15 protein-coding genes, 2 tRNA genes and 1 riboswitch are annotated in these 19,250 nt (G+C 38.1%); of the genes, 6 read left to right on the plus strand and 11 right to left on the minus strand.

Annotation, left to right across the window (positions count from 1 at the left end; genetic code table 11):
* Nucleotides 1-3: 3 nt before the first annotated feature.
* The 9 genes from GM921_RS09960 to GM921_RS10000 all read right to left on the minus strand — a co-directional run bounded on the left by GM921_RS09960 (nucleotide 4) and on the right by GM921_RS10000 (nucleotide 10,135).
* The gene (locus GM921_RS09960; protein WP_182922500.1) at nucleotides 4-3,399 is read right to left on the minus strand and encodes a hypothetical protein; all 3,396 of its coding nucleotides are present in this window, start codon (nucleotides 3,397-3,399) and stop codon (nucleotides 4-6) included.
* A 664-nt stretch (nucleotides 3,400-4,063) separates the two neighbouring features.
* Nucleotides 4,064-6,082, minus strand: coding sequence for a conjugal transfer protein MobC (gene mobC, locus GM921_RS09965; protein ID WP_182922501.1), 2,019 nt, complete (start codon nucleotides 6,080-6,082; stop codon nucleotides 4,064-4,066).
* 2 nt (nucleotides 6,083-6,084) lie between these two features.
* Nucleotides 6,085-7,275, minus strand: a complete 1,191-nt coding sequence (locus GM921_RS09970; protein ID WP_182922502.1) for a relaxase/mobilization nuclease domain-containing protein — start codon at nucleotides 7,273-7,275, stop codon at nucleotides 6,085-6,087.
* Nucleotides 7,260-7,664 (minus strand): mobilization protein, encoded by a 405-nt coding sequence (locus GM921_RS09975; protein ID WP_182922503.1) that lies wholly within the window; start codon nucleotides 7,662-7,664, stop codon nucleotides 7,260-7,262. The genes GM921_RS09970 and GM921_RS09975 overlap by 16 nt, the downstream gene beginning before the upstream one ends.
* A gap of 130 nt (nucleotides 7,665-7,794) precedes the next feature.
* The gene (locus GM921_RS09980; RefSeq protein ID WP_182922504.1) at nucleotides 7,795-8,064 is read right to left on the minus strand and encodes a hypothetical protein; all 270 of its coding nucleotides are present in this window, start codon (nucleotides 8,062-8,064) and stop codon (nucleotides 7,795-7,797) included.
* Nucleotides 8,057-8,353, minus strand: coding sequence for a helix-turn-helix domain-containing protein (locus tag GM921_RS09985; RefSeq protein WP_182922505.1), 297 nt, complete (start codon nucleotides 8,351-8,353; stop codon nucleotides 8,057-8,059). Before GM921_RS09985 ends, GM921_RS09980 begins: the two co-directional genes overlap by 8 nt.
* Nucleotides 8,354-8,475: 122 nt before the next feature.
* Complete coding sequence (locus tag GM921_RS09990; RefSeq protein ID WP_182922506.1) at nucleotides 8,476-9,705, minus strand: site-specific integrase; 1,230 nt, start codon at nucleotides 9,703-9,705, stop codon at nucleotides 8,476-8,478.
* 252 nt (nucleotides 9,706-9,957) lie between these two features.
* Nucleotides 9,958-10,029: transfer RNA gene (locus tag GM921_RS09995), tRNA-Glu, on the minus strand.
* A gap of 30 nt (nucleotides 10,030-10,059) precedes the next feature.
* Nucleotides 10,060-10,135: transfer RNA gene (locus GM921_RS10000), tRNA-Met, on the minus strand.
* Between the two features lie 109 nt (nucleotides 10,136-10,244).
* On the opposite strand from GM921_RS10000, the gene era reads away from it, so the two are divergent.
* From era to GM921_RS10015, 3 genes are all read left to right on the plus strand, one after another.
* The gene (era, locus tag GM921_RS10005; RefSeq protein WP_182922507.1) at nucleotides 10,245-11,135 is read left to right on the plus strand and encodes a GTPase Era; all 891 of its coding nucleotides are present in this window, start codon (nucleotides 10,245-10,247) and stop codon (nucleotides 11,133-11,135) included.
* A 224-nt stretch (nucleotides 11,136-11,359) separates the two neighbouring features.
* Nucleotides 11,360-12,661: a ribosome biogenesis GTPase Der gene (der, locus tag GM921_RS10010; protein ID WP_182922508.1), complete on the plus strand. Its 1,302-nt coding sequence runs from the start codon at nucleotides 11,360-11,362 to the stop codon at nucleotides 12,659-12,661.
* Nucleotides 12,662-12,928: 267 nt separating this feature from the next.
* Entirely contained in the window at nucleotides 12,929-13,447 is a 519-nt protein-coding gene (locus GM921_RS10015) for a GNAT family N-acetyltransferase (RefSeq protein WP_202985649.1), read from the plus strand.
* 1 nt (nucleotide 13,448) lies between these two features.
* Here the strand turns inward: GM921_RS10015 and GM921_RS10020 are convergent, their stop codons facing one another.
* Both GM921_RS10020 and GM921_RS10025 read right to left on the minus strand, forming a co-directional pair.
* Nucleotides 13,449-14,579, minus strand: coding sequence for a histidine decarboxylase (locus GM921_RS10020; RefSeq protein WP_182922509.1), 1,131 nt, complete (start codon nucleotides 14,577-14,579; stop codon nucleotides 13,449-13,451).
* A gap of 205 nt (nucleotides 14,580-14,784) precedes the next feature.
* Nucleotides 14,785-16,389 (minus strand): S41 family peptidase, encoded by a 1,605-nt coding sequence (locus tag GM921_RS10025; protein WP_182922510.1) that lies wholly within the window; start codon nucleotides 16,387-16,389, stop codon nucleotides 14,785-14,787.
* Between the two features lie 272 nt (nucleotides 16,390-16,661).
* On the opposite strand from GM921_RS10025, the gene murQ reads away from it, so the two are divergent.
* From murQ to GM921_RS10040, 3 genes are all read left to right on the plus strand, one after another.
* Complete coding sequence (murQ, locus tag GM921_RS10030) at nucleotides 16,662-17,468, plus strand: N-acetylmuramic acid 6-phosphate etherase (RefSeq protein ID WP_182922511.1); 807 nt, start codon at nucleotides 16,662-16,664, stop codon at nucleotides 17,466-17,468.
* A 108-nt stretch (nucleotides 17,469-17,576) separates the two neighbouring features.
* Nucleotides 17,577-18,143 (plus strand): hypothetical protein, encoded by a 567-nt coding sequence (locus GM921_RS10035; protein WP_182922512.1) that lies wholly within the window; start codon nucleotides 17,577-17,579, stop codon nucleotides 18,141-18,143.
* 37 nt (nucleotides 18,144-18,180) lie between these two features.
* Nucleotides 18,181-18,918, plus strand: a complete 738-nt coding sequence (locus GM921_RS10040; protein WP_182922513.1) for a Bax inhibitor-1/YccA family protein — start codon at nucleotides 18,181-18,183, stop codon at nucleotides 18,916-18,918.
* A 117-nt stretch (nucleotides 18,919-19,035) separates the two neighbouring features.
* Nucleotides 19,036-19,139: riboswitch (SAM riboswitch) on the plus strand.
* Nucleotides 19,140-19,250: the final 111 nt, after the last annotated feature.

Consider the following 19,250-nt stretch of genomic DNA (forward strand, 5'->3'; position numbering starts at 1 on the left):
ATATTAATAAACAACTGTATAATAGATAGATGAGCTAAGCAGAAATTCATAGAAGGCCACGGGGTTCCCCGAAGGGTCGTTCTCCTGGATAATGGCCTGTGTTGCAATCAGTGATGATGTTCCGTTCGCCGTGATCGAAGAGGAACTGATCAGGTTGTACATGTCATCGACCTCCTCATAGGCCACATTCAGGCCACTTACCGAATAGGGAAGCGTACATGCCGCATCGCTGAAGAACCTGACCACGATATCGGCCTTTGTCCTGCGCAGTGCAACGGCCTGGTTCTCGTAAAAAACCTTTGCATAAACAGTTGATGTACAATTGCCCGTGTTGCCCAGGCTACGCGTACGATAGGTATTGTAGGTCGCACTATATGGATTGTTATCAACCTGTTGCATTAGCTCTACTCCGGTATAAGAGCCACCAACCGTCTCGCAGGTTTTTACATTGGTATCAGTCCAGTTTGCGGCTGTATTCACGTTAATGCCATAGTTGTAGCTGAAATTCTTTACGATATCGCCGTTCTGGTCCTTGATGTTTTTCAAACGCTGAAAATCATCATACTCGTAAAAACTGGTCATCCCTTTGGCATCGGTGATACTGCTCAAACCAATGGGATCTTCATAGCTCAATTGTGTAATGTGTGCTTTTGGATAGGCGGCAACAAGAGGTGCAATAAAACTGGCTATTCCTGACCTAGTTGGAGTCGACAATCCGAAACTGGCAATATTTGATGGGGTTAGTGTGCTGGCGATCGTACCATAGTCTAAATCTTTGATCTCTAGTACAGGATAGTTATTATGATAACTGTATAAATAAGAAATCTTCGAACCATCCTGTTGGGAAACACTCTGTAGGTTGCCGAAAGCATCATATTGGTGAAATCGGATGCGGTCTTCGAAACTACTGTTACTGGTATTGTATGTACTAATGGTTTTAGGAACAAAAATACCAGTACTGGACTCAAAGTAATTAGTCTGTTTTTTTGCAATTACAGTGCTGGCAACTGTTTGTGTTTCCCTAATCAGTGGGTTAATTTTATTCTTGGCAATCATGGCCGCATATACTCCAGTAGGATCACTTGAGGTTGCAACCATTTCATGCGGATATTCCATCGTTCTATAGATTTTCCTGCCATAACTATCCTCTGTTACGCTTTGTGTGGGTAAAAGATGTGCAATATTGCCATAGCTTGTAGCCGTTACTTCGGTTACAGGGTTCAGTCCATCGCTATCATAGGTAATCACCGTAGTTGAATCGTTATAATTCCAATAGCTTTCAAACGTGTAGAAGCAGATATCGAATGGATCCGGACCACCTACAGCATCGATGTCATAATTCTGTCTACCGGTAATGCTGATAACCGTGTCAATAGGTATACTCTTTTGGGTCATGAACACTTCTTTCAATTTTATTTTTTGCCCAAGATTATCGACCCTGAACACCTGTTGATATTTTTCATGTATGGCTGTTGCCCCACTCAGTCCCGAGGGCATCCCCGCATAATCATAACCCCGCATCAAACTGGGACCCGGTCTCCCTGTTAAAATTTCATATTGGTGCAGTGTTCCACCATTTGTAAGATCGGCACCATCACTTTCCCATACATCAGTATAGAAAAGATGGCTGCCATCAAATTGTCCAGAGGCTACGTCACCCCCTGCACTGGCTAGCGTGTAGGTATTGAACATGGCCGCCGTAACAGTAGAATTCGTTACCCGCCTTTCTACCGCTGTAAAATAGTTGGGCAGTAGGCTGAATACAAATGCAGAGGATAAAGTAGGGCTGCTAAACTGGTTATAGCGATAGGCTTTGATTTTATCGGTATTGGAAACCGGATCATGGCTGATGATCCTGGCAATCCTGACCCCTCCAACAGTACCAACATAAGCAGCACCAGGCAGCGGACCAGAGCCCATTTCAGAGGCGACACCATGGGGCTCGTACTGCAGGCTATCGGTACCTCCCGTTGGATAATAGATCTTACTCAACATGCCGTAGTTGGCATAGGCGCCATACGAATCCCGGTTGGCCGGTATATAAGAAAAAATTGAACTGACCGGCCCCGGAATGAACCCTACATTATTTTGCCCGTTAAAATAGCCATATTTATCTTGTGCAAAAGCCAGTCTTGGCGGCAATCCGTTAATGTTATAATAACTGAAATTATGTTTTTTGCTTTCGGCCAGGTTTTTATCGCTTTCGTAAATATGGCTCAGATAGGGACGGTTACTAAATATTGTGGGGTCATAACTCGTGTCGTATGCTACATTAAAACCGCTGCCACTGATGCCATAGGTGTACCCAAAGTCAAATGTCTTTAATGGCGTTGCGCCGCTCAGTCCATATTCGATCTTGCTGACCAGTTTATCCCCATCTAAGTCGCTCCTTCCCACATAACTAAACTTTATCTTTGTGCCTTTCGATGAAAGGATCTCATCGAGGTATACGCCACCGTTTACAATACCGCTAATGCAGGTAGACGAATAGCCAGGGGCAGGATACAAAACCTGTCCTGTTGCCCCATCATACAAACTTTGTCCGGCCGTAATGGCATCCATGGCCAGAATGCTCTGGGAAGCACTGATGTCATATGTTATTTCACAAGGCAGATAACTAAATGTGATGTAGTCGCCGTTCAAGTCTATGATCTTGGTTAAATACCAAGCAGTTTCTATCCCTGTATCATATGTTTTTCCACAGTTACTGCCCCCTCCACTGCTACTTCTTGATTTTTCGGTAGCACTGGCCCCTCCGAAATAATATACTACCCCATCAGGATCGGTTACCTTTAGTGTATAGGGCTTTAAACTATTTGTACTGAAATCGGTTTCTATCTTAAGGGTAGACTGGGTTAAAAAAACAACCTGTGTCTTATTGGTTGGCCTGAGCACAAACCTGCCCGAATAGCCGTTAAAGTTAAAACTGAAAACATCGGGTTCGGCATCATAACCATCTTTGTTCAGCGATACCCTTTCAAGATATTCCTTTACGGGGAGTGTATTGAGGTTGATATTAGCTACTGGGGTCGGGTATACCGCATTCTCATCCGCATCTCCATGCACGGTCCTATTGATCATTCCGCCTGCATCTATAATCCAGCCCATTCCCAATCTGGAGGCAAGTTGATCTACTTTTATCCCACTTGCGCTATATGATGCAGCAATATTGAGTTTAATATTCCCAGATGACAGTTGCAACAAGGGCAGACCAAAATTGAGCGTTCCGGTACTTAGCCCTACAGGTATATTACCGATAACACCCAATGCTGCTGCATTTGGAGATGGAGGGAGCACTTTTGGAAGCTCGGGTGCCTTTGCTGGAGTTTGGGCCTTTGCCCACACGCTAAGGACCAGTACTAAAATAGAAAGTGAAAACAAAAATCTTAACTTGCGCATAAGGTTAACTTGGATTAAAATTGATTTATAACCAGCTGAAATGGAAATGTCCTGTATTTGACGACATGTTGGGTTGAAAATGCGTAACTACCTCTTGGGCAACAAATCAGCCTATTTATTACCACACAAATTAAGGAGCATATCTTGTAAAAGAATATCTATTTACCAACTCCTGTTTTCCAGCGACCAACAAATCAAACCTGTTGACGAACGTTCATTTTAGAGTGATGACTTTTTTAAAAAAAGAGGGATTTTAAACAAAAAAATTAGGTTTTTTAGCGGATTTCTGCGTAAAAACTAAAAAATAGAAAATAGAACATTTGTTTTTCGATTGATTAATCGGTTACAAAATAAGGAAGGGATAAGGGAACATCAACTAAAGCAGCAATGTAGCCTTATTTCGTTCTTCGGTAATTGCATTACCGTTTAGCAGTTTAACATATAACCCCACGCTGGCGAAAACGTTTCGTTTGTGGCTAAATATTAAAAAATACCGTTTCTGGCGAAGAGCAAAAGCTAACCCATGATTTTAAAAAAAATTGGCGAAACGAATTGAAGTAGATTCTAAATCATCGTAATATTTAATTAATACTATTAGTGATAACTAGCTAAAGCAAGCTTTTTTATGATTTCGGGCATCAGAATGCATTTAAGTTTAATTTTGTTAAAAAGAAACCGCTTTTTCTTTTTGAGGATTATCGCCTTTTGCTTTCGTAGGTTCTTCCATCTTGTTTTTTATCATTGGGAGCTTATTGAGTTCATCAGCTAGCAAATCAGCAATCTCCTCTTTAATCCTGTTATAGTTTGCCGTCACATCTTCAGATGAAACACTTTTAATAGTTGGAATATCCCTGTAACCTGCTTCCTCCTTGGCGATTGCTTTATGATCATTCTGTATCTCACAGTGGAACATTTTCAGTTTGATTTTTTGCTCGGGATTATCTGCAACAACTCCCACAAATTCACCTGAAGAAAGCATGGCAATCTTACTGGCAGGAATAGCATAATCCATTTGCGTTGCCTTGGTAATCGAAGTGTCTGAACTATTGATGCTCATCGAATCCTTTTGCTGGGAAATCTTGCCGAAATTCTCCGACAAAGTTTTGGCGGTCGAATTAGTAACCTGCCCAGAAATCACATTTCCAACTATACCCGTGATTACGTCTGCCTGTTCTGTGCCATAATCCTTTTTGAGCTGGCTGAAATCCTGAACCGCCAGTGCCGTAGAAACCTTGTTGCTCCTGGCCGTTGCGATCAGACTATCCATATTATTAAAATAAATGGTCGGGAACTCATCAAAGATCAGGCTGCTTTTGAGTTGCCCTTTTCTGTTGACCAGTTTGATCATCGTAGAGATATAGAGTGAAAGTACCGCCCCATAAACCTGTAGTTTCTGCGGATTATTACCCACGCAGATAATTTTTGGCTCTTCAGGATTATTCACATCGAGCGTAAAGTCATTACCGCTCAACACATAATAAAGCTGGGGTGATGCTAGCCTAGCAAGTCCAATTTTTGCCGAAGCGATCTGCCCCTCCAATTGCGGCATGGCGTCCCTTTGATAAGCAGAAATAAACGGGTTCATTAATACCTTGATTTCATCTTGGGTTTCCAGAACCGCAAAAAGCTGGTCATAGTCTGACTGCATAAGTTCGATCACATGAGGAAGCGTACAATATTTTCCATTTTCATATTTCTTCAAATACCAAATGCATGCCGTTAAAAAATTGATCGGACTCTCCACAAAGAAATCACCCTGCTTTTTGATCCAATCCCTATTTAGCCCCATCATAATCGTTCTAGAAGCTTCGGTTGCATCGGTAATATCCTCCATACTTTCTGGATGCAGGGGATTGCACCTATGGGTACGGTTGAGGTCATCAAAATTGATGACAAAGAATTTTGGCTTGATGTGATAATTCTTGGCGTATCTCAACAGTTTGTTATAGGCTAGTTTACTGAGGTCATCAAACTTGAAATCATACAAAAACATCGAAAACCCCTTTTTGATGTGCTGATCAATGATGTGCCTGATTACAAAATAACTCTTACCTGCTCCCGGTGTTCCAGCAATTAACAGCCCCCTAAATGGATTGATCACATTTATAAAACTATCACGAATCTGTTTTCCCAATCTGTATTTTGTCGGTAAGTTGATCGAATATTCATTTTCCAGCAGGCGCTCTTCCTGCGGAAAGGTTTCATTCTCCTCATTAAAAATATCCTTGTTCAGTTTATCCTTTATCAGCCTACTTAATTGTCCGCCACCAGTTAGAATGAGCATATAACCAACTGAAGTAATACCGACATAACAAATCGCAATGACCGAAGAACCCGCTGGCAGATAGAAAACAAGCACGGCAATAAAATACAGGAGCAACCCAGTCAGTAAAAAAGCAATGATGCTTCTAACCTCTGTCTTTTCATCTTTTTTGCCCTGTACACCAATGAGTGAAATAAGTAGTAATAACAAACAAGCAAGTTTTGCCCGCCAAATTCCTGTAAAGAGCCCAGTCCTAGAAATATTTTCGATGATCCGATCAGTGATGTTTGCCGTAAAACCCCAACCAGCAAATGCCTGGTAACAGCACAAATAGAAATGGATGGATAGTATAAATAAACTGATAAGCCTTGTAAAATCAATGATCTTCCGTAGCCCTTGTATGTCTTCACCTGTATTCATGATTATAGGCTTTGCTGGTTAGCTTTTTTCTTTTTCTTCTTTTTGCCGATGACAGTTGGCGCATCGTAGTCCGCTTTTTCAAGTAAAGGCTCTAATGGGTTTCCGATAAAATGGGTTGCTTGATTTGGTTTGAGATAGGTTCTGATCTGGTCTTGTGCCGAAAACTTTTGGGTGATCGCCCTTGCGCTATAATCCTTTCCAAGATCACTGCCGTTAAAAACGGTTTTGAGCTTATGGTCAACAAAGGTCAATCCGTAGATCATTCCCTTTTCGTTCTGGCGAAACACTATCCCAATCTGCTGTTTGGCAAGTTCATTTACAAGCGTATTTCTGGTAACGGCATTGTATTTCTGCAATACCCAATCGATGCGTTTATTCAGGTTTTCCTTTAAAGGTTTTCTCTTTTCCATACCTGCCTGAAAATCCTTCTCCAAATTCTTTAGCGTCGGCTGGTCATAAAAACTGCTTGCCTTGATCGGTACGCCAATCGGGTTTCGTTTTTCATCAAGTATGGAATACAGCAAGCCCTTTTTCTCAAACATGGTCGTCTCATCATTTCCCCTGTCTGCCCTGATATTGAACTGCCCGAGGATGGCATTGAATTCGGCAAGGGAAGTAAATGCATAATTTTGTCTCACCGATAATACGATGGAATTGATGGTCTGTTTGGTTGGCTTCTGACCATAGACCGCAGGTTGAATATTTAGGTTATTGCCCTGCTTTCTGCCCTCGGCTTTGACAAGGTTAAACTCGATTTCGATTTTCTTTCTCGCTGGCTCGGAAACCAGCCTGCCCATATTATGGGTGTATTTTCGTTTGCCGTCTTTCTGCATTAGGGTCGTGGCAATATGGATGTGGGGATGGGCAGCATCCAGATGTTGATAGGCAATATAGGGTTGGTCGCCAAATCCGATCTGTTCCATATAGACTTGGGCAATTTGCTGTAGTTTTGCTGGGTCCAATTTGTCGGAGGCATCAAAGTTTAGGCTGATGTGCATCGCATTGGTTTTGACAGTTGGGTTCAGATCGGTGAGGTTTTTAAAACGCTGGATTTTTTGATTAAGGTTTAATCTGTCGATGTCCACCGCAAGCCCACTCGCCAAAATAATTTTCGCTTCACCTTTCTCAACTTTGGTTTCATTGTAGATCAAAATTCCTCGCATACTCTTGCCAAATTTTATTTTTGCAACCATCGCTCTGCCAGTTTGGATATGAGCTCGAACAGCCTTTCTACTTTGCCCTCGACCTTGGTAAAAAGCACTAAAGTCTGGTCGCTATGGAACTTCTTTTCGGCATCTGTTTTACAGGCGTTGAAGTACCTTGTCTGCTGGTTGATGTTTACCCCGATCGCTTTGAGTTCCTTTCGGATCAGTGCCATTTCTTCCATCGGCGCATTCATGCTAGAATCCTTATAAAAGCAGTTGATCTTTTGGCTGGTCAGGATTTTTCTAGCCACTTCGGCAATGCTCTGGCAGTCGCTTTCAGCGAGCAGTTTGTTCAGCTTTTGATGAAGCGAATCGTTTACCCGAATAATCAGATTGTGCTTTAACAGTTCATCTTCGCTGGTCTTTTTCTTTGACATTTTCTACTACTTTTAGAATTACGAGTTCCGAGTAATTCTCCGGCCACAAGGACGGCAAGATTTCCAATGCGCATGCATTGGTACATCTTGCTGCAAACTAAAGTTTGCCAGATTACTTCATTTGTTGCCGTTAAGTGAGGTAGACTAAACTTCCTTTAATAGGATGAAAGCTTGGCTTGTAAACTATATAGCCAAAAGCCTGAAGGTCGGCAAGTATAATATGATAAGTAGAGATTGCCTTGATACAACCATAGCGCATAAGTTCTCTTCTTGTTACCTTAATTCCCTCAGAATTTTCATCTTTTTTCATACAACAGATTGCTGCGAAAAGGCTGATATGTGTTGGCAAAATTCTATCGTCTTTTGAAGCATTCTCCATAAATTCAGCTAGCCTATCCATGGGTTGCAACTATTTTGTTGGTGGAGTTATTTGCCTCTAAAATCTTATTAATATCCTGAATTTTGTAGTAGTGGATTTTGCCGATCATGGTAAATGGCAGGGTTCCATTAATTCTTAAGTTCAGCAATGTGCCAGAGGAAATATCCAATAGTTTTCTTACTTCTTTACTCCTTAAAAATTTCTTAGGAGACTCTGCTTTGTCCTTGCCAAATATGCTGCCCAGTTCCTGAAACAATTCGAGTTTGAACTGTTGCAAATCATCCCTTGTAATCAAATCTAATGCGGTCATAACTTTATTATTGATGACCAAAACTCCAAGTTCCGAAGAGACATATTGGACTATAACCCAGGTTATAACCCACAAAAAAAGCGCACCTTATAGAGGTGCACTTTTAAGTTTAAGTTATTTTACTAAACCACCTTTAACAACTTTTCACGAAGGCTATCCATATCTTGGCTTATTTTTTCCTCCATCACTTCTGCATAGTGCATTGTCGTTCGGATATCCAAATGCCCCATCATTTTTGAAACTGTTTCGATAGGTACACCATTACCGAGCGTAATGGTTGTACCGAAAGTGTGCCTGGCAAGATGGAAGGTCATTTTCTTTTTAATTCCCGTAAGGTCTGCGATTTCTTTAAGGTAACTGTTCATTTTTTGATTGCTTAAAACGGGCATGACCAGTTCTTTCGCTATACATTCTGGATGGTCTTTGTATTTTTCAATTAGCCTTAATGGCGTAGGCATTAATGGTATGTTGGAAGCATTGTCGTTTTTCTCCCGATTGGTGTTGATCCAGAGCCGTCCATCGCCACCATCTTCGATTTCCCAGCGGTGGAGTTTTTTGATATCTGCATAGGATAATCCAGTATAGATACTAAACAGAAAAATATCACGAACACGATCCAATCTGTCAATTTTGATATCTAGGGCTGCAATCCTTGCAACCTCGGGCTTTGTAAGCTTAATAACTTTTTTAGGTGGTGCGGAAACTTTGTAAAGGGAAAAAGGATTATAACTAATGTAGCGATGTGCTATGCTCAATAAAATGATCTTTTTAAAATGCTTCATGTACTTGGCTACCGAAATCTTGCTCAAAGACTTTTCAGTCTGCAAGTAAAAATCATATCCTGTGATAAATGTAAAATCGATTTTCCGGATTTCAATATCTTCAGCCCTATAAATTTTTTCAAGATAACCAGTCAAATGAATGACAGAAGCCTTATATCCTTTCAATGTATTTGGTTTTGCCTTCTTTTTTTCAATCAACGTTTCAAGGTCGGCATTGTGCTGAAAAAATACTTCTAGGAGTTTTTTTGGTTTTTCTTCCTTTCCCAGATATTTTTTCATTAGCGTGTCGGCGTTAATTTCAAGATCCTCTTTTTTGAATTCGGTATGGATTTGATCGAATTGACTTGAGATGGTTTCGAGGTATTTGTTGAGATTTTTGATTGCCTCTGTTCTTCCAATGGCGCTGTTTGATTTTGAATCCCAAAGTTTGGGATCGATCTTCCTACCAGTTGGCGCTTCTTTGGGTGTTGTTCCAAGAACAGTAATGCGCATGTAGATGAACCTCGGTTCACCATCCACATAATTTTTGGGTTTCTTCAAAAAAAAGTGAAGAGAATAATTTTGACTCATGATTTTGGTCTTAAATTGTTAAACAAAATTAAGCACTGCAACCCTACTTAGTCAAGATGTTCGGTAATCGAACCAGTTGATAATCAGATAATTAAACCACTTTGTAGTGAGTCTTTTTTCAATGGGCATGGACTCACTGAATGACTCACTGTTCATTTGCGATTTTATGAACCAAATAGACTATTTGTAAAAACAAAAAAGGCTGCAAACATGTCGTTTGCAGCCTTTTTTACATTTTGATAATAATAATCGTAGCCCGTAGGGGAATCGAACCCCTGTTTCCAGAATGAAAATCTGGCGTCCTCACCCCTAGACGAACGGGCCATTAAATAAGAAGTGTCATTTCAACTTCTTTGGTAGCGGGGACCAGACTCGAACTGATGACCTTCGGGTTATGAGCCCGACGAGCTACCAACTGCTCCACCCCGCACTCTATACAATTTGAGGTTTTCGTTAAATCCTTAACTCTTCCCCCGAATTGGAATGCAAAGATATAATTCGTTTCTTTGTGGTGCAAATTTATTTTAAAAAATATTTTTATGTCGCATAAAGCAGGTTTTGTAAGTATAATCGGTAAGCCCAATGTGGGCAAATCCACCCTCATGAATGCCCTAGTGGGTGAAAAGCTTTCTATCATTACGCCAAAAGCGCAAACTACACGTCACCGTATTTTAGGAATTGTGAACGAAGATGAGTTTCAAATTGTATTTTCAGACACACCCGGCATCATAAAACCGCTTTATGGACTGCAAGATTCGATGATGAGTGCAGTGAACGGAGCGCTTAGCGATGCTGATTTAATTCTGTTCGTTACTGACATTCATGAAAAACATGATGAAAATGATGTGCTAGAAAAAATCACCAACACAACCATCCCTTTGGTTGTGCTTTTAAATAAAATAGATAACGCTACGCAAGAGCAAGTAGATGAGAAGTTTGCATATTGGCAAGAGAAATTAAATCCGAAACATATCTACGCTATTTCTGCCTTACATCAATATAATTTAGAGGGAATTTTACCAATGATTTTGGAAAATATTCCAGAACACCCTGCTTATTACGATAAAGAAGAACTAACAGATCGTAGTCAGCGGTTCTTTGTTTCAGAAATTATTCGTGAGAAAATCTTTTTTAACTATAAAAAGGAAATTCCTTATAGTACAGAAGTAATTGTAACTGCTTTTAAAGAAGAACAAAGCAAAAGTGGACCTATGGTTCGCATCACTGCAGAAATTATAGTAGAAAGAGATTCACAAAAAAACATATTGATTGGTACTGGTGGTGCAATGCTTAAAAAAGTAGGTATGGAAGCTAGAAAAGACATTGAGAAGTTTTTAGACAGCAAAGTATTTTTAGAAACATTTGTTAAGGTTTTGCCAGACTGGAGAAGTAAAAAGAATTATTTAAAAAGCTTTGGCTACGATAGTTAATTAGTTCATTAGCTCGATGACATCATTAGTTCATTAGTCCATAACTAAACACAACAGTACAAAAACTAATTTAGGTGGTTTGTTACGATAATAAACCGTACCTTTGCACTCCCTTTCAAATGGGGTTAATAGTTGATAGTCAATGGCTATTGATAAATTTTATAATACCTTTTACCTTTGTGAGGATCAAATCTACAATCGTAAATCTACAATCATAAATAGAAATGAGTAACATTATCGCAATTGTCGGAAGACCAAACGTAGGCAAATCTACCCTTTTTAACCGCTTAACAGAAAGTCGCAAAGCTATTGTAGATGATTTTAGCGGTGTAACTCGCGATAGACATTACGGCAAAGCCGAATGGACCAACAGAGAATTTACGGTTATCGATACCGGTGGTTATGTTGCAAATTCTGAAGATGTTTTTGAAGCAGCTATTCGCGAACAGGTTGTTATTGCTATTGAAGAAGCAACTGTACTTGTATTCATGGTTGATGTAACTACAGGAATTACTGATTTAGATGATGAGATTGCACAATTACTTCGTCGTAGTAAAAAACCAGTATTTGTTGTTGTAAACAAAGTTGATAATCATCAGCTAGAAAATGATGCGACCGTATTTTATGGTTTTGGGTTAGGCGAAATCTATACCATTTCTTCAATGACAGGTTCTGGAACTGGAGAATTGTTAGATCAAGTAATCACTCACTTTGAAGATGTAGTCGAAGAAGAAAATGCTTTGCCTAAAATTACTATTGTTGGTCGTCCTAACGTTGGTAAATCTTCTTTAATTAATGCTTTAATTGGAAAAGATAGAAATATTGTAACGCCGATTGCAGGTACTACTCGCGATTCAATTCACATTCATTACAACCAATTTGGTCATGAATTTATGTTTATTGATACCGCTGGTTTACGTAAAAAAACCAAGGTTAAAGAGAACATCGAATTTTATTCGGTAATGCGTACCATTAAAGCTTTAGAAGAAGCAGATGTAGTGATGTTGATGATTGATGCAGAAACTGGATTAGAAGCTCAAGATGTAAACATTTTCCATTTAGCAGAAAAGAACAAAAAAGGAATTGTGATTTTGGTAAACAAATGGGATTTAATTGAGAAAAACAATAAAACCATTCAAGAATTCGAAAATCAAATTCGCACCAAATTACAACCATTTACCGATGTGCCAATTGTGTTTATTTCGGTATTGAACAAGCAACGTATTTTCCAAGCAATTGAAAAAGCTTTAGAAGTTCATAAAAATCGTAGTAAGAAAATCCCTACATCAAAACTGAATGATGTAATGTTGCCAATTATCGAAAATTATCCGCCACCAGCGTTAAAAGGAAAGTACATTAAGGTAAAATACATTACGCAAATTAACGCTTCTTCGCCTATGTTTGCCTTTTTCTGTAACCTACCGCAATACATAAAAGAACCGTATAAGCGCTTTATAGAGAATAAATTACGTGAGCATTTCGATTTTTCTGGCGTACCGATACAGATTTATTTTAGACAGAAATAGAGAGTCGGGAAAGTCAGAAAAGTCCGGAGTCGGAAGTCTGGAGTACCTTTCGTCATTTCGAAATGAGCTTTTTGCTATTGAGAAATCTAAACCCCTTGCCGTCTTTGCGAGGAGGAACGACGAAGCAATCTCATTTGAAAAGCAAGGCCAGTATTTCATCGTTACTTCAGCCCTGCTGTCCGTTTTATTCTCCCGATGAAAAATCGGGATCATGCTCACTCCCATCAGGTTTAATTAACTAAATTTGCATTTCATAGCTACTATACCATGCAAAATTCCATACAAGTTATACATAGCACATCAGCAGATATCAATACCATTTTCGAGTTTTACGCTATGGCTATTGCGCATCAAAAGAAAGTTTTTCATCACCATTGGCAAGGCTTTAGTCTCGAATTGGTTACACAAGAAGTTGAAGAAAACAGACAATACAAAATCTTGGTTGATGGACAGATTGCTTGTATTTTTGCCGTTACTTTTAGCGATCCTCAAATTTGGGAAGAACGAAATGCTGATTCTGCAATTTACATTCATCGCATCGTTACCCATCCTGATTTTAGAGGATATGGTTTTGTAAACGTAATTATTGATTGGGCTAAGGAATATACAAAAACCAACAACATTCAATTCATACGCATGGATACTTGGGCAGATAACGAAAAATTATTAGCCTATTATACAGGCTGTGGTTTTAACCATGTTGGACTAATTAAAATTGCTCCAAACAGTGGTTTACCTAAACATTACGAAGGCATTAGCTTAAACCTTTTCGAAATAGAGGCATAAACTACAAAGCAACTAACTCTGCTTTCATTTCTAGTACTAATTGATCAATTTGTACCTTTTCTATATTTGGCATACAAATAATATGCGACCAACCATTTTCTGAAGCCAGTTGCAACTTCTGTCTAATTGCTAAACTTGGCACCGGAAAATTAACTGTAATGGTATTAGGGTTTCGCCATGCAGAAATACCAATTCCCTTGAGTTTTTCTTCCGCATACGCAGCTACATCCAGGCTATGCAATGCTCTTTTACGCAATCCTTCAATTCCATATTTTTTAAGCGTGTACCATAAAAACAAAGGACTATGCCCATTTCTTGAACCAGTTATCGTTGTATCTACACTTCCAATATAGGCTACAGAACGTGCAATCCGATCTCTATTAGATTTTTTAACTACCACAACCCCACAAGGCATTGGAGAGCCAAAGAACTTATGACCACTAATCGCAATACTATCCGCTCCATCGGCAAAATCAAAAGCAGGACGAGGTTCAATAAAAGCACTATAACTACCAGATAAAGCTCCATCTGCATGGATATAATAGTTTTTAATAGCCAGTTTTTTTAAGATTACTTTAATTTTTGCAATATCATCCCGCGCTTCCGTCATTGTTGTACCAATATTAGCCATAATAATTACAGGCATATGTCGGTTCATGCGCATGGTATCTTCTAAATCATCGTAATTGATTTCTCCGTTTTCCTGCGTACTGATTACAATATTTGGCATATTTAACAAATGCAGATTTTTTTGGACACTATAATGTGTAGCTTCAGAATAGTAAACCATCCCCTTTGGGTGAAGCTCTCTAGCTAAATACAAACCGTATAAATTACCTTCCGAACCACCATTAGTTACATAACCCCACCAATCATCTAATTCTGCTCTAAATAAAGAAGCAAAAAATGCAATCACTTCTTTTTCCATTTCTCTAGAACCAACATCATAGGTACAAGCTACAAATGGATCACCTAGGTTATTCATTGGGTAGTTTAGAAACGGTAATAATTCCGTAAAATCAAAATCTTTTGATACAGGATAACCCATAAAATTGGCCGTGTTTAACTGAACATGAGCTAATAAAAAATCTAAGGTTTTCTTGTCGTTTGGAGATAGTGTATTCAATTCCATAATCTAAAATTATTGAGCTGCAAAACTATCTTATATAAAATAAAATTCCAATATTATAAATTAAATAAGAATATAATGTTGTTTACATAATACATGTAAAAATAATATTTCTATTTCAATCTATTTTAAGCTACCGTTTAAAATTAAATAGTAAGAAAATACGATGAAGATTAGTCCAGTAGGAAGATTATCCAAGCAATTTAGGCTATTGTAGACTCGCCAATGCTTGCTTAACCACGTTATCGGTTAAATTGTGAGCTTTGTAATAACCAACATCTCCTAAATGATATTTACATAACATCACTTTTAGGTCGTTATAAATAATAGGTTTTGATGCAATTAACTGTTTTACATCAATGGTAACATTTTTAGACTGAATGTATTTCAAGAAATCTCTATAGTCGTTATCGTTAATGCTAAACGTATTTAACGTTTGAGCTAAATAGGCAGGTGTATATCTATCGGACAATACATCGAATACAAAATCAATTAATATCTTTTTATTAATTAGCGTAGCATAAAATTTATTGTAACCTGTTGTATCCAATTTTACATACACATCAGGCTGTATACCGCCGCCGCCAAAAACCTTTTTTCCACCTTGTGTTACAAATGCAACAGTTTTCTGTAAACTATCTTTAGTTTTTACATTTTTAGCTGTCAACTCGCCATCATTTAAGCGATCTTCTAACTCATGTTGGTAAGCAGCATATCCTTTTTTGTACGATTTCTGTATGCTTCGTCCAAGTGGCGTATAATATCTGGCAATGGTTAAGTTTAAGGCAGAACCATCTTCAAAAGGGAATTGCTCTTGTACCAATCCTTTGCCAAATGAACGTCTACCTACAATAACTCCCCTATCTAAATCTTGTATCGCTCCTGCAAAAATTTCACTTGCAGAAGCAGAGTTCTCATTAATTAATACTGCTAATTTTCCTTGTTCAAATTCGCCACCACCAGTTGCAAAATAATCTGTACGAGGTTCGTGCTTACCTTGTGTGTAAACTATCAATTTATTTTCTGGCAAAAACTGATTGGCTAAACCCGTTGCCGCATTCAAATATCCGCCACCATTATCTCTAAGATCAAGCACCAGCTTTTTCATCCCCTTGGTTTTAAGCAATTTTACTGCATCAACAAAATCTTCATCGGTATTTGCACCAAACTTACTAATGCGAATGTAGGCGGTTTCTGTATTTAACATATACGCAGCATCAATGCTACTCACCTCTACCTTACCTCTTTTTATAGTTAAAACAGCAGGCGAACTAGCCCCATAATGCAATAAGGTAATTTGTACTGGCGTACCTTTTTTACCTCTAATTTTACCAATCATTTCCGAACGTGGCAATCCTCTGCCACTTACAATGTTGCTATCTACTTTTAATATTTTATCGCCTTGCTTAACACCAGCAAAAAACGCAGGGCCATCTTTAAGCACATTGGTTACTAGCAACGTATCGTTAAGAATATAATATTCTACCCCAATTCCTTCAAAGTTACCTTCTAAAGTTTCAGCAAGCTCAAATGCTTTAGTCGCTGGCAAATACATGCTATGCGGATCTAATTGGTGCAATAAACTATCTATGGGTAAGTGATGTAGACTATCCGCATTCACATCATCAACGTAATTTTTGTTAATGATATGGATAATATCTTCTACCTTTTGGTTATTATTAGCATAGCGAGTGCTTTTTTCGACTTTAAATCCTTGATCTTTTAAAAATTTAAACCCCAAATACATCCCACCTATTAAAGTGACTGAATAGGTTAAGGCAATAAGGATGTTAAAACGCGTATTTTTTTTCATCACGGAGCGACTTTACAAAGTTATGAAACCACCATCATTATATCAAGCACATAACTATATGAATATCAAAATAATGGGCACCTTATTACAAATTACAAACAGATGAGAATAAGCCTGTTATTAAATAACAAAGATTAAAATTTTTAGTTTTTTGATTTTTTTATCTCAAATATTTGGATGAGCGTAATCTTCTCTCTAAAATTGCAGGGTTTTATGCATAATATTTCCTGTTAATTGATAAATTGACGAACTTTAACATATAATCGAAATCCATGAATAGAGTAACCGAGCAAGAATCTAAATACCACGACATTGATAAAATGTCTGTTTTAGAAATTTTGACAAACATGAATAACGAAGACAAAACGGTACCGTTAGCGGTTGAAAAAGCTTTGCCTCAAATAGAAAAATTAGCATCGGCTGTTGCCGAGAGAATGATAAAAGGCGGAAGATTGTTTTACATAGGCGCAGGTACAAGTGGTCGTTTAGGAGTTGTTGATGCATCGGAATGCCCCCCTACTTTTGGCGTTTCTTTTGATACTGTGGTTGGTATTATTGCCGGCGGCGATACTGCGATACGCAAAGCAGTTGAGTTTGCAGAAGATCATACCACACAGGCTTGGATAGATTTGCAAGAATATCAAATAAATGAAAATGACTCTTTAGTAGGTTTAGCTGCTTCTGGAACTACGCCATACGTAGTTGGAGGTTTAAATACTGCTCGTAAACACGGGATTTTAACTGGTTGCGTTGTGTGTAATGAAGGTGGACCAATTGTAGCCGAATCAGATTTTCCTGTGGAAGTTGTTGTAGGTCCTGAGTTTTTAACCGGCTCTACAAGAATGAAATCTGGAACTGCTCAGAAATTGGTTTTAAACATGTTGAGCACTACGGTAATGATTAGAATGGGACACGTTAAAGGCAATAAGATGGTAGATATGCAATTAACTAACCATAAATTGGTAGATCGTGGTACCCAAATGGTAATGGATGAATTACACATTGACCACGACCAAGCTGCAGATTTGTTAAACAAATATGGAAGTGTGCGCAAAGCTGTTGAGGCGAGCAAATTATAATTACGATTTTAGATTTACAATTTACGCCTGCATTAATTATTAGTACGATTTTAAATTTGCAATTGCACAAAATCTAAAATCGTCAATCTAAAATCCAAAATTTATCTGATGCACGAAATTGAACCTTTTTATCTCTGGAGAGACGATTATATTGCTGCAGAAGATGAGCGTTCGCCATTTTTTAATACCGAATATTCTGAGTTTTATTACGATAAACAACTTTACAACTTCTTAATTCATCCCCAATGGGATACTTTTGGCTCCAATACCCTTTACATAAAAGTACTGTTTGTTGATTATGATAAACAATATGCAATTATAGAATTGATGGGCGAATGGAACGATGCCATTAATAACGACATCATGCTATTGAAAAGAGAAATTTTGGAACTAATAGTTGATGAAGGAATTAATAAATTTATCCTAATAGGAGAAAATGTGTTGAATTTTCATGCTTCTGATGATAGTTATTACGAAGAATGGTTCCAAGATGTAGAAGATGGCTGGATTGCGGGTGTTAATTTTAATGAACACGTAATTCGTGAGTTTCGTGATAACAGCATAGATTATTACATCAATTTTGGTGGCGAGCTGGATGAATTGCATTGGAGAAAACTAAAACCACGACAGTTCTTTAAAAAAGTTGAAGAACTCTTGACAAAAAGATTAAATTAAACGCTTATTTTTAACCTAGAATTATTTATCAATCAAAATGGAACAACAAAATTATCAATATCAAAACGACAGTGTTTTCGTACAAGAACGCTCTGTTTCTAAAAAATTCTTTGCTAATGTTTTCTTGTGGATGTTTGTGGCTTTAGCCATATCTACTGTTGCTGCTTATTTTTTAGCTAGTACTCCATCATTATTACAATACTTAGTAGGCGAAAGCGGATTTACTATTTTTGGTTACATCGCTATATTTGCTCCACTTGGACTTGTTATTTTAATGGGCGCAGCAATGAATAGGCTTTCATTTCCTGCTCTAGTTGGGATTTTCATCCTCTATTCTATATTAACAGGAGTAATGTTGAGTTTCATTCTACTCATCTACACCTTATCATCAATAGCAATTTGTTTTGCTGCAGCAGCATCAATTTTTGCGGTTATGGCTGTAATGGGTTATACTACAAACGTTGATTTAAGTCAATTTAGATCTATTTTAATGGCAGGCGTTATTGGTTTAGTCATTATCAGTATCGTTAATATGTTTATTGGTAGCGATACCTTAAATTATGTTTTGGGTTTCGTTGGAGTAGCAATATTTACTGCATTAACTGCATATAAAGTTCAAGAAATTAAAAGAATTGGTGAGGGATTAGATGAACAAGGCAATGAGCTAGCTTTAGAAAGCAGTAACAAGCTTGCATTAATGGGAGCATTATCATTGTATATCACATTTATCAACCTATTTCTTTCACTACTTCGCATTTTTGGCGGAAGAAAGTAAATATCGATTTTCAAAATATTATTTCAAAAGCCCCGCATATTTGTAGGGCTTTTGTTATTTAATTCGGCAAACACCTCAATTATTTGGAATTGATAATGGTTTGTTGCATTTTTGTATCGCTTATTAAGAAAGACGGAGGGACTAGACCCAACGAAGTCTTAGCAACCTGTGCCAACAAGGTGCTAATTTCTAATCTCAGCAGTGGCGAGAGAAGATAAGTTTAAGGACCAACTCCATACTTTAGAGTAAGCTTTTAGGAGATTTGAGACAATAGATATGAGATTTGAGACTACGCGTCTAACCCAATCTCACATCACATACCTCACATCTCA

Origin of the sequence: Pedobacter planticolens (genome assembly GCF_014172375.1) — a bacterium.
GTDB lineage: Bacteria > Bacteroidota > Bacteroidia > Sphingobacteriales > Sphingobacteriaceae > Pedobacter > Pedobacter planticolens.

What these genes read in the sequence shown, in the direction of transcription:
- GM921_RS09960 (WP_182922500.1), bottom strand. Translation starts at nt 3,399, where the DNA reads ATGCGCAAGTTAAGATTTTTGTTTTCACTTTCTATTTTAGTACTGGTC.
- mobC (WP_182922501.1), bottom strand. Translation starts at nt 6,082, where the DNA reads ATGAATACAGGTGAAGACATACAAGGGCTACGGAAGATCATTGATTTT.
- GM921_RS09970 (WP_182922502.1), bottom strand. Translation starts at nt 7,275, where the DNA reads ATGGTTGCAAAAATAAAATTTGGCAAGAGTATGCGAGGAATTTTGATC.
- GM921_RS09975 (WP_182922503.1), bottom strand. Translation starts at nt 7,664, where the DNA reads ATGTCAAAGAAAAAGACCAGCGAAGATGAACTGTTAAAGCACAATCTG.
- GM921_RS09980 (WP_182922504.1), bottom strand. Translation starts at nt 8,064, where the DNA reads ATGGATAGGCTAGCTGAATTTATGGAGAATGCTTCAAAAGACGATAGA.
- GM921_RS09985 (WP_182922505.1), bottom strand. Translation starts at nt 8,353, where the DNA reads ATGACCGCATTAGATTTGATTACAAGGGATGATTTGCAACAGTTCAAA.
- GM921_RS09990 (WP_182922506.1), bottom strand. Translation starts at nt 9,705, where the DNA reads ATGAGTCAAAATTATTCTCTTCACTTTTTTTTGAAGAAACCCAAAAAT.
- era (WP_182922507.1), top strand. Translation starts at nt 10,245, where the DNA reads ATGTCGCATAAAGCAGGTTTTGTAAGTATAATCGGTAAGCCCAATGTG.
- der (WP_182922508.1), top strand. Translation starts at nt 11,360, where the DNA reads ATGAGTAACATTATCGCAATTGTCGGAAGACCAAACGTAGGCAAATCT.
- GM921_RS10015 (WP_202985649.1), top strand. Translation starts at nt 12,929, where the DNA reads ATGCAAAATTCCATACAAGTTATACATAGCACATCAGCAGATATCAAT.
- GM921_RS10020 (WP_182922509.1), bottom strand. Translation starts at nt 14,579, where the DNA reads ATGGAATTGAATACACTATCTCCAAACGACAAGAAAACCTTAGATTTT.
- GM921_RS10025 (WP_182922510.1), bottom strand. Translation starts at nt 16,389, where the DNA reads ATGAAAAAAAATACGCGTTTTAACATCCTTATTGCCTTAACCTATTCA.
- murQ (WP_182922511.1), top strand. Translation starts at nt 16,662, where the DNA reads ATGAATAGAGTAACCGAGCAAGAATCTAAATACCACGACATTGATAAA.
- GM921_RS10035 (WP_182922512.1), top strand. Translation starts at nt 17,577, where the DNA reads ATGCACGAAATTGAACCTTTTTATCTCTGGAGAGACGATTATATTGCT.
- GM921_RS10040 (WP_182922513.1), top strand. Translation starts at nt 18,181, where the DNA reads ATGGAACAACAAAATTATCAATATCAAAACGACAGTGTTTTCGTACAA.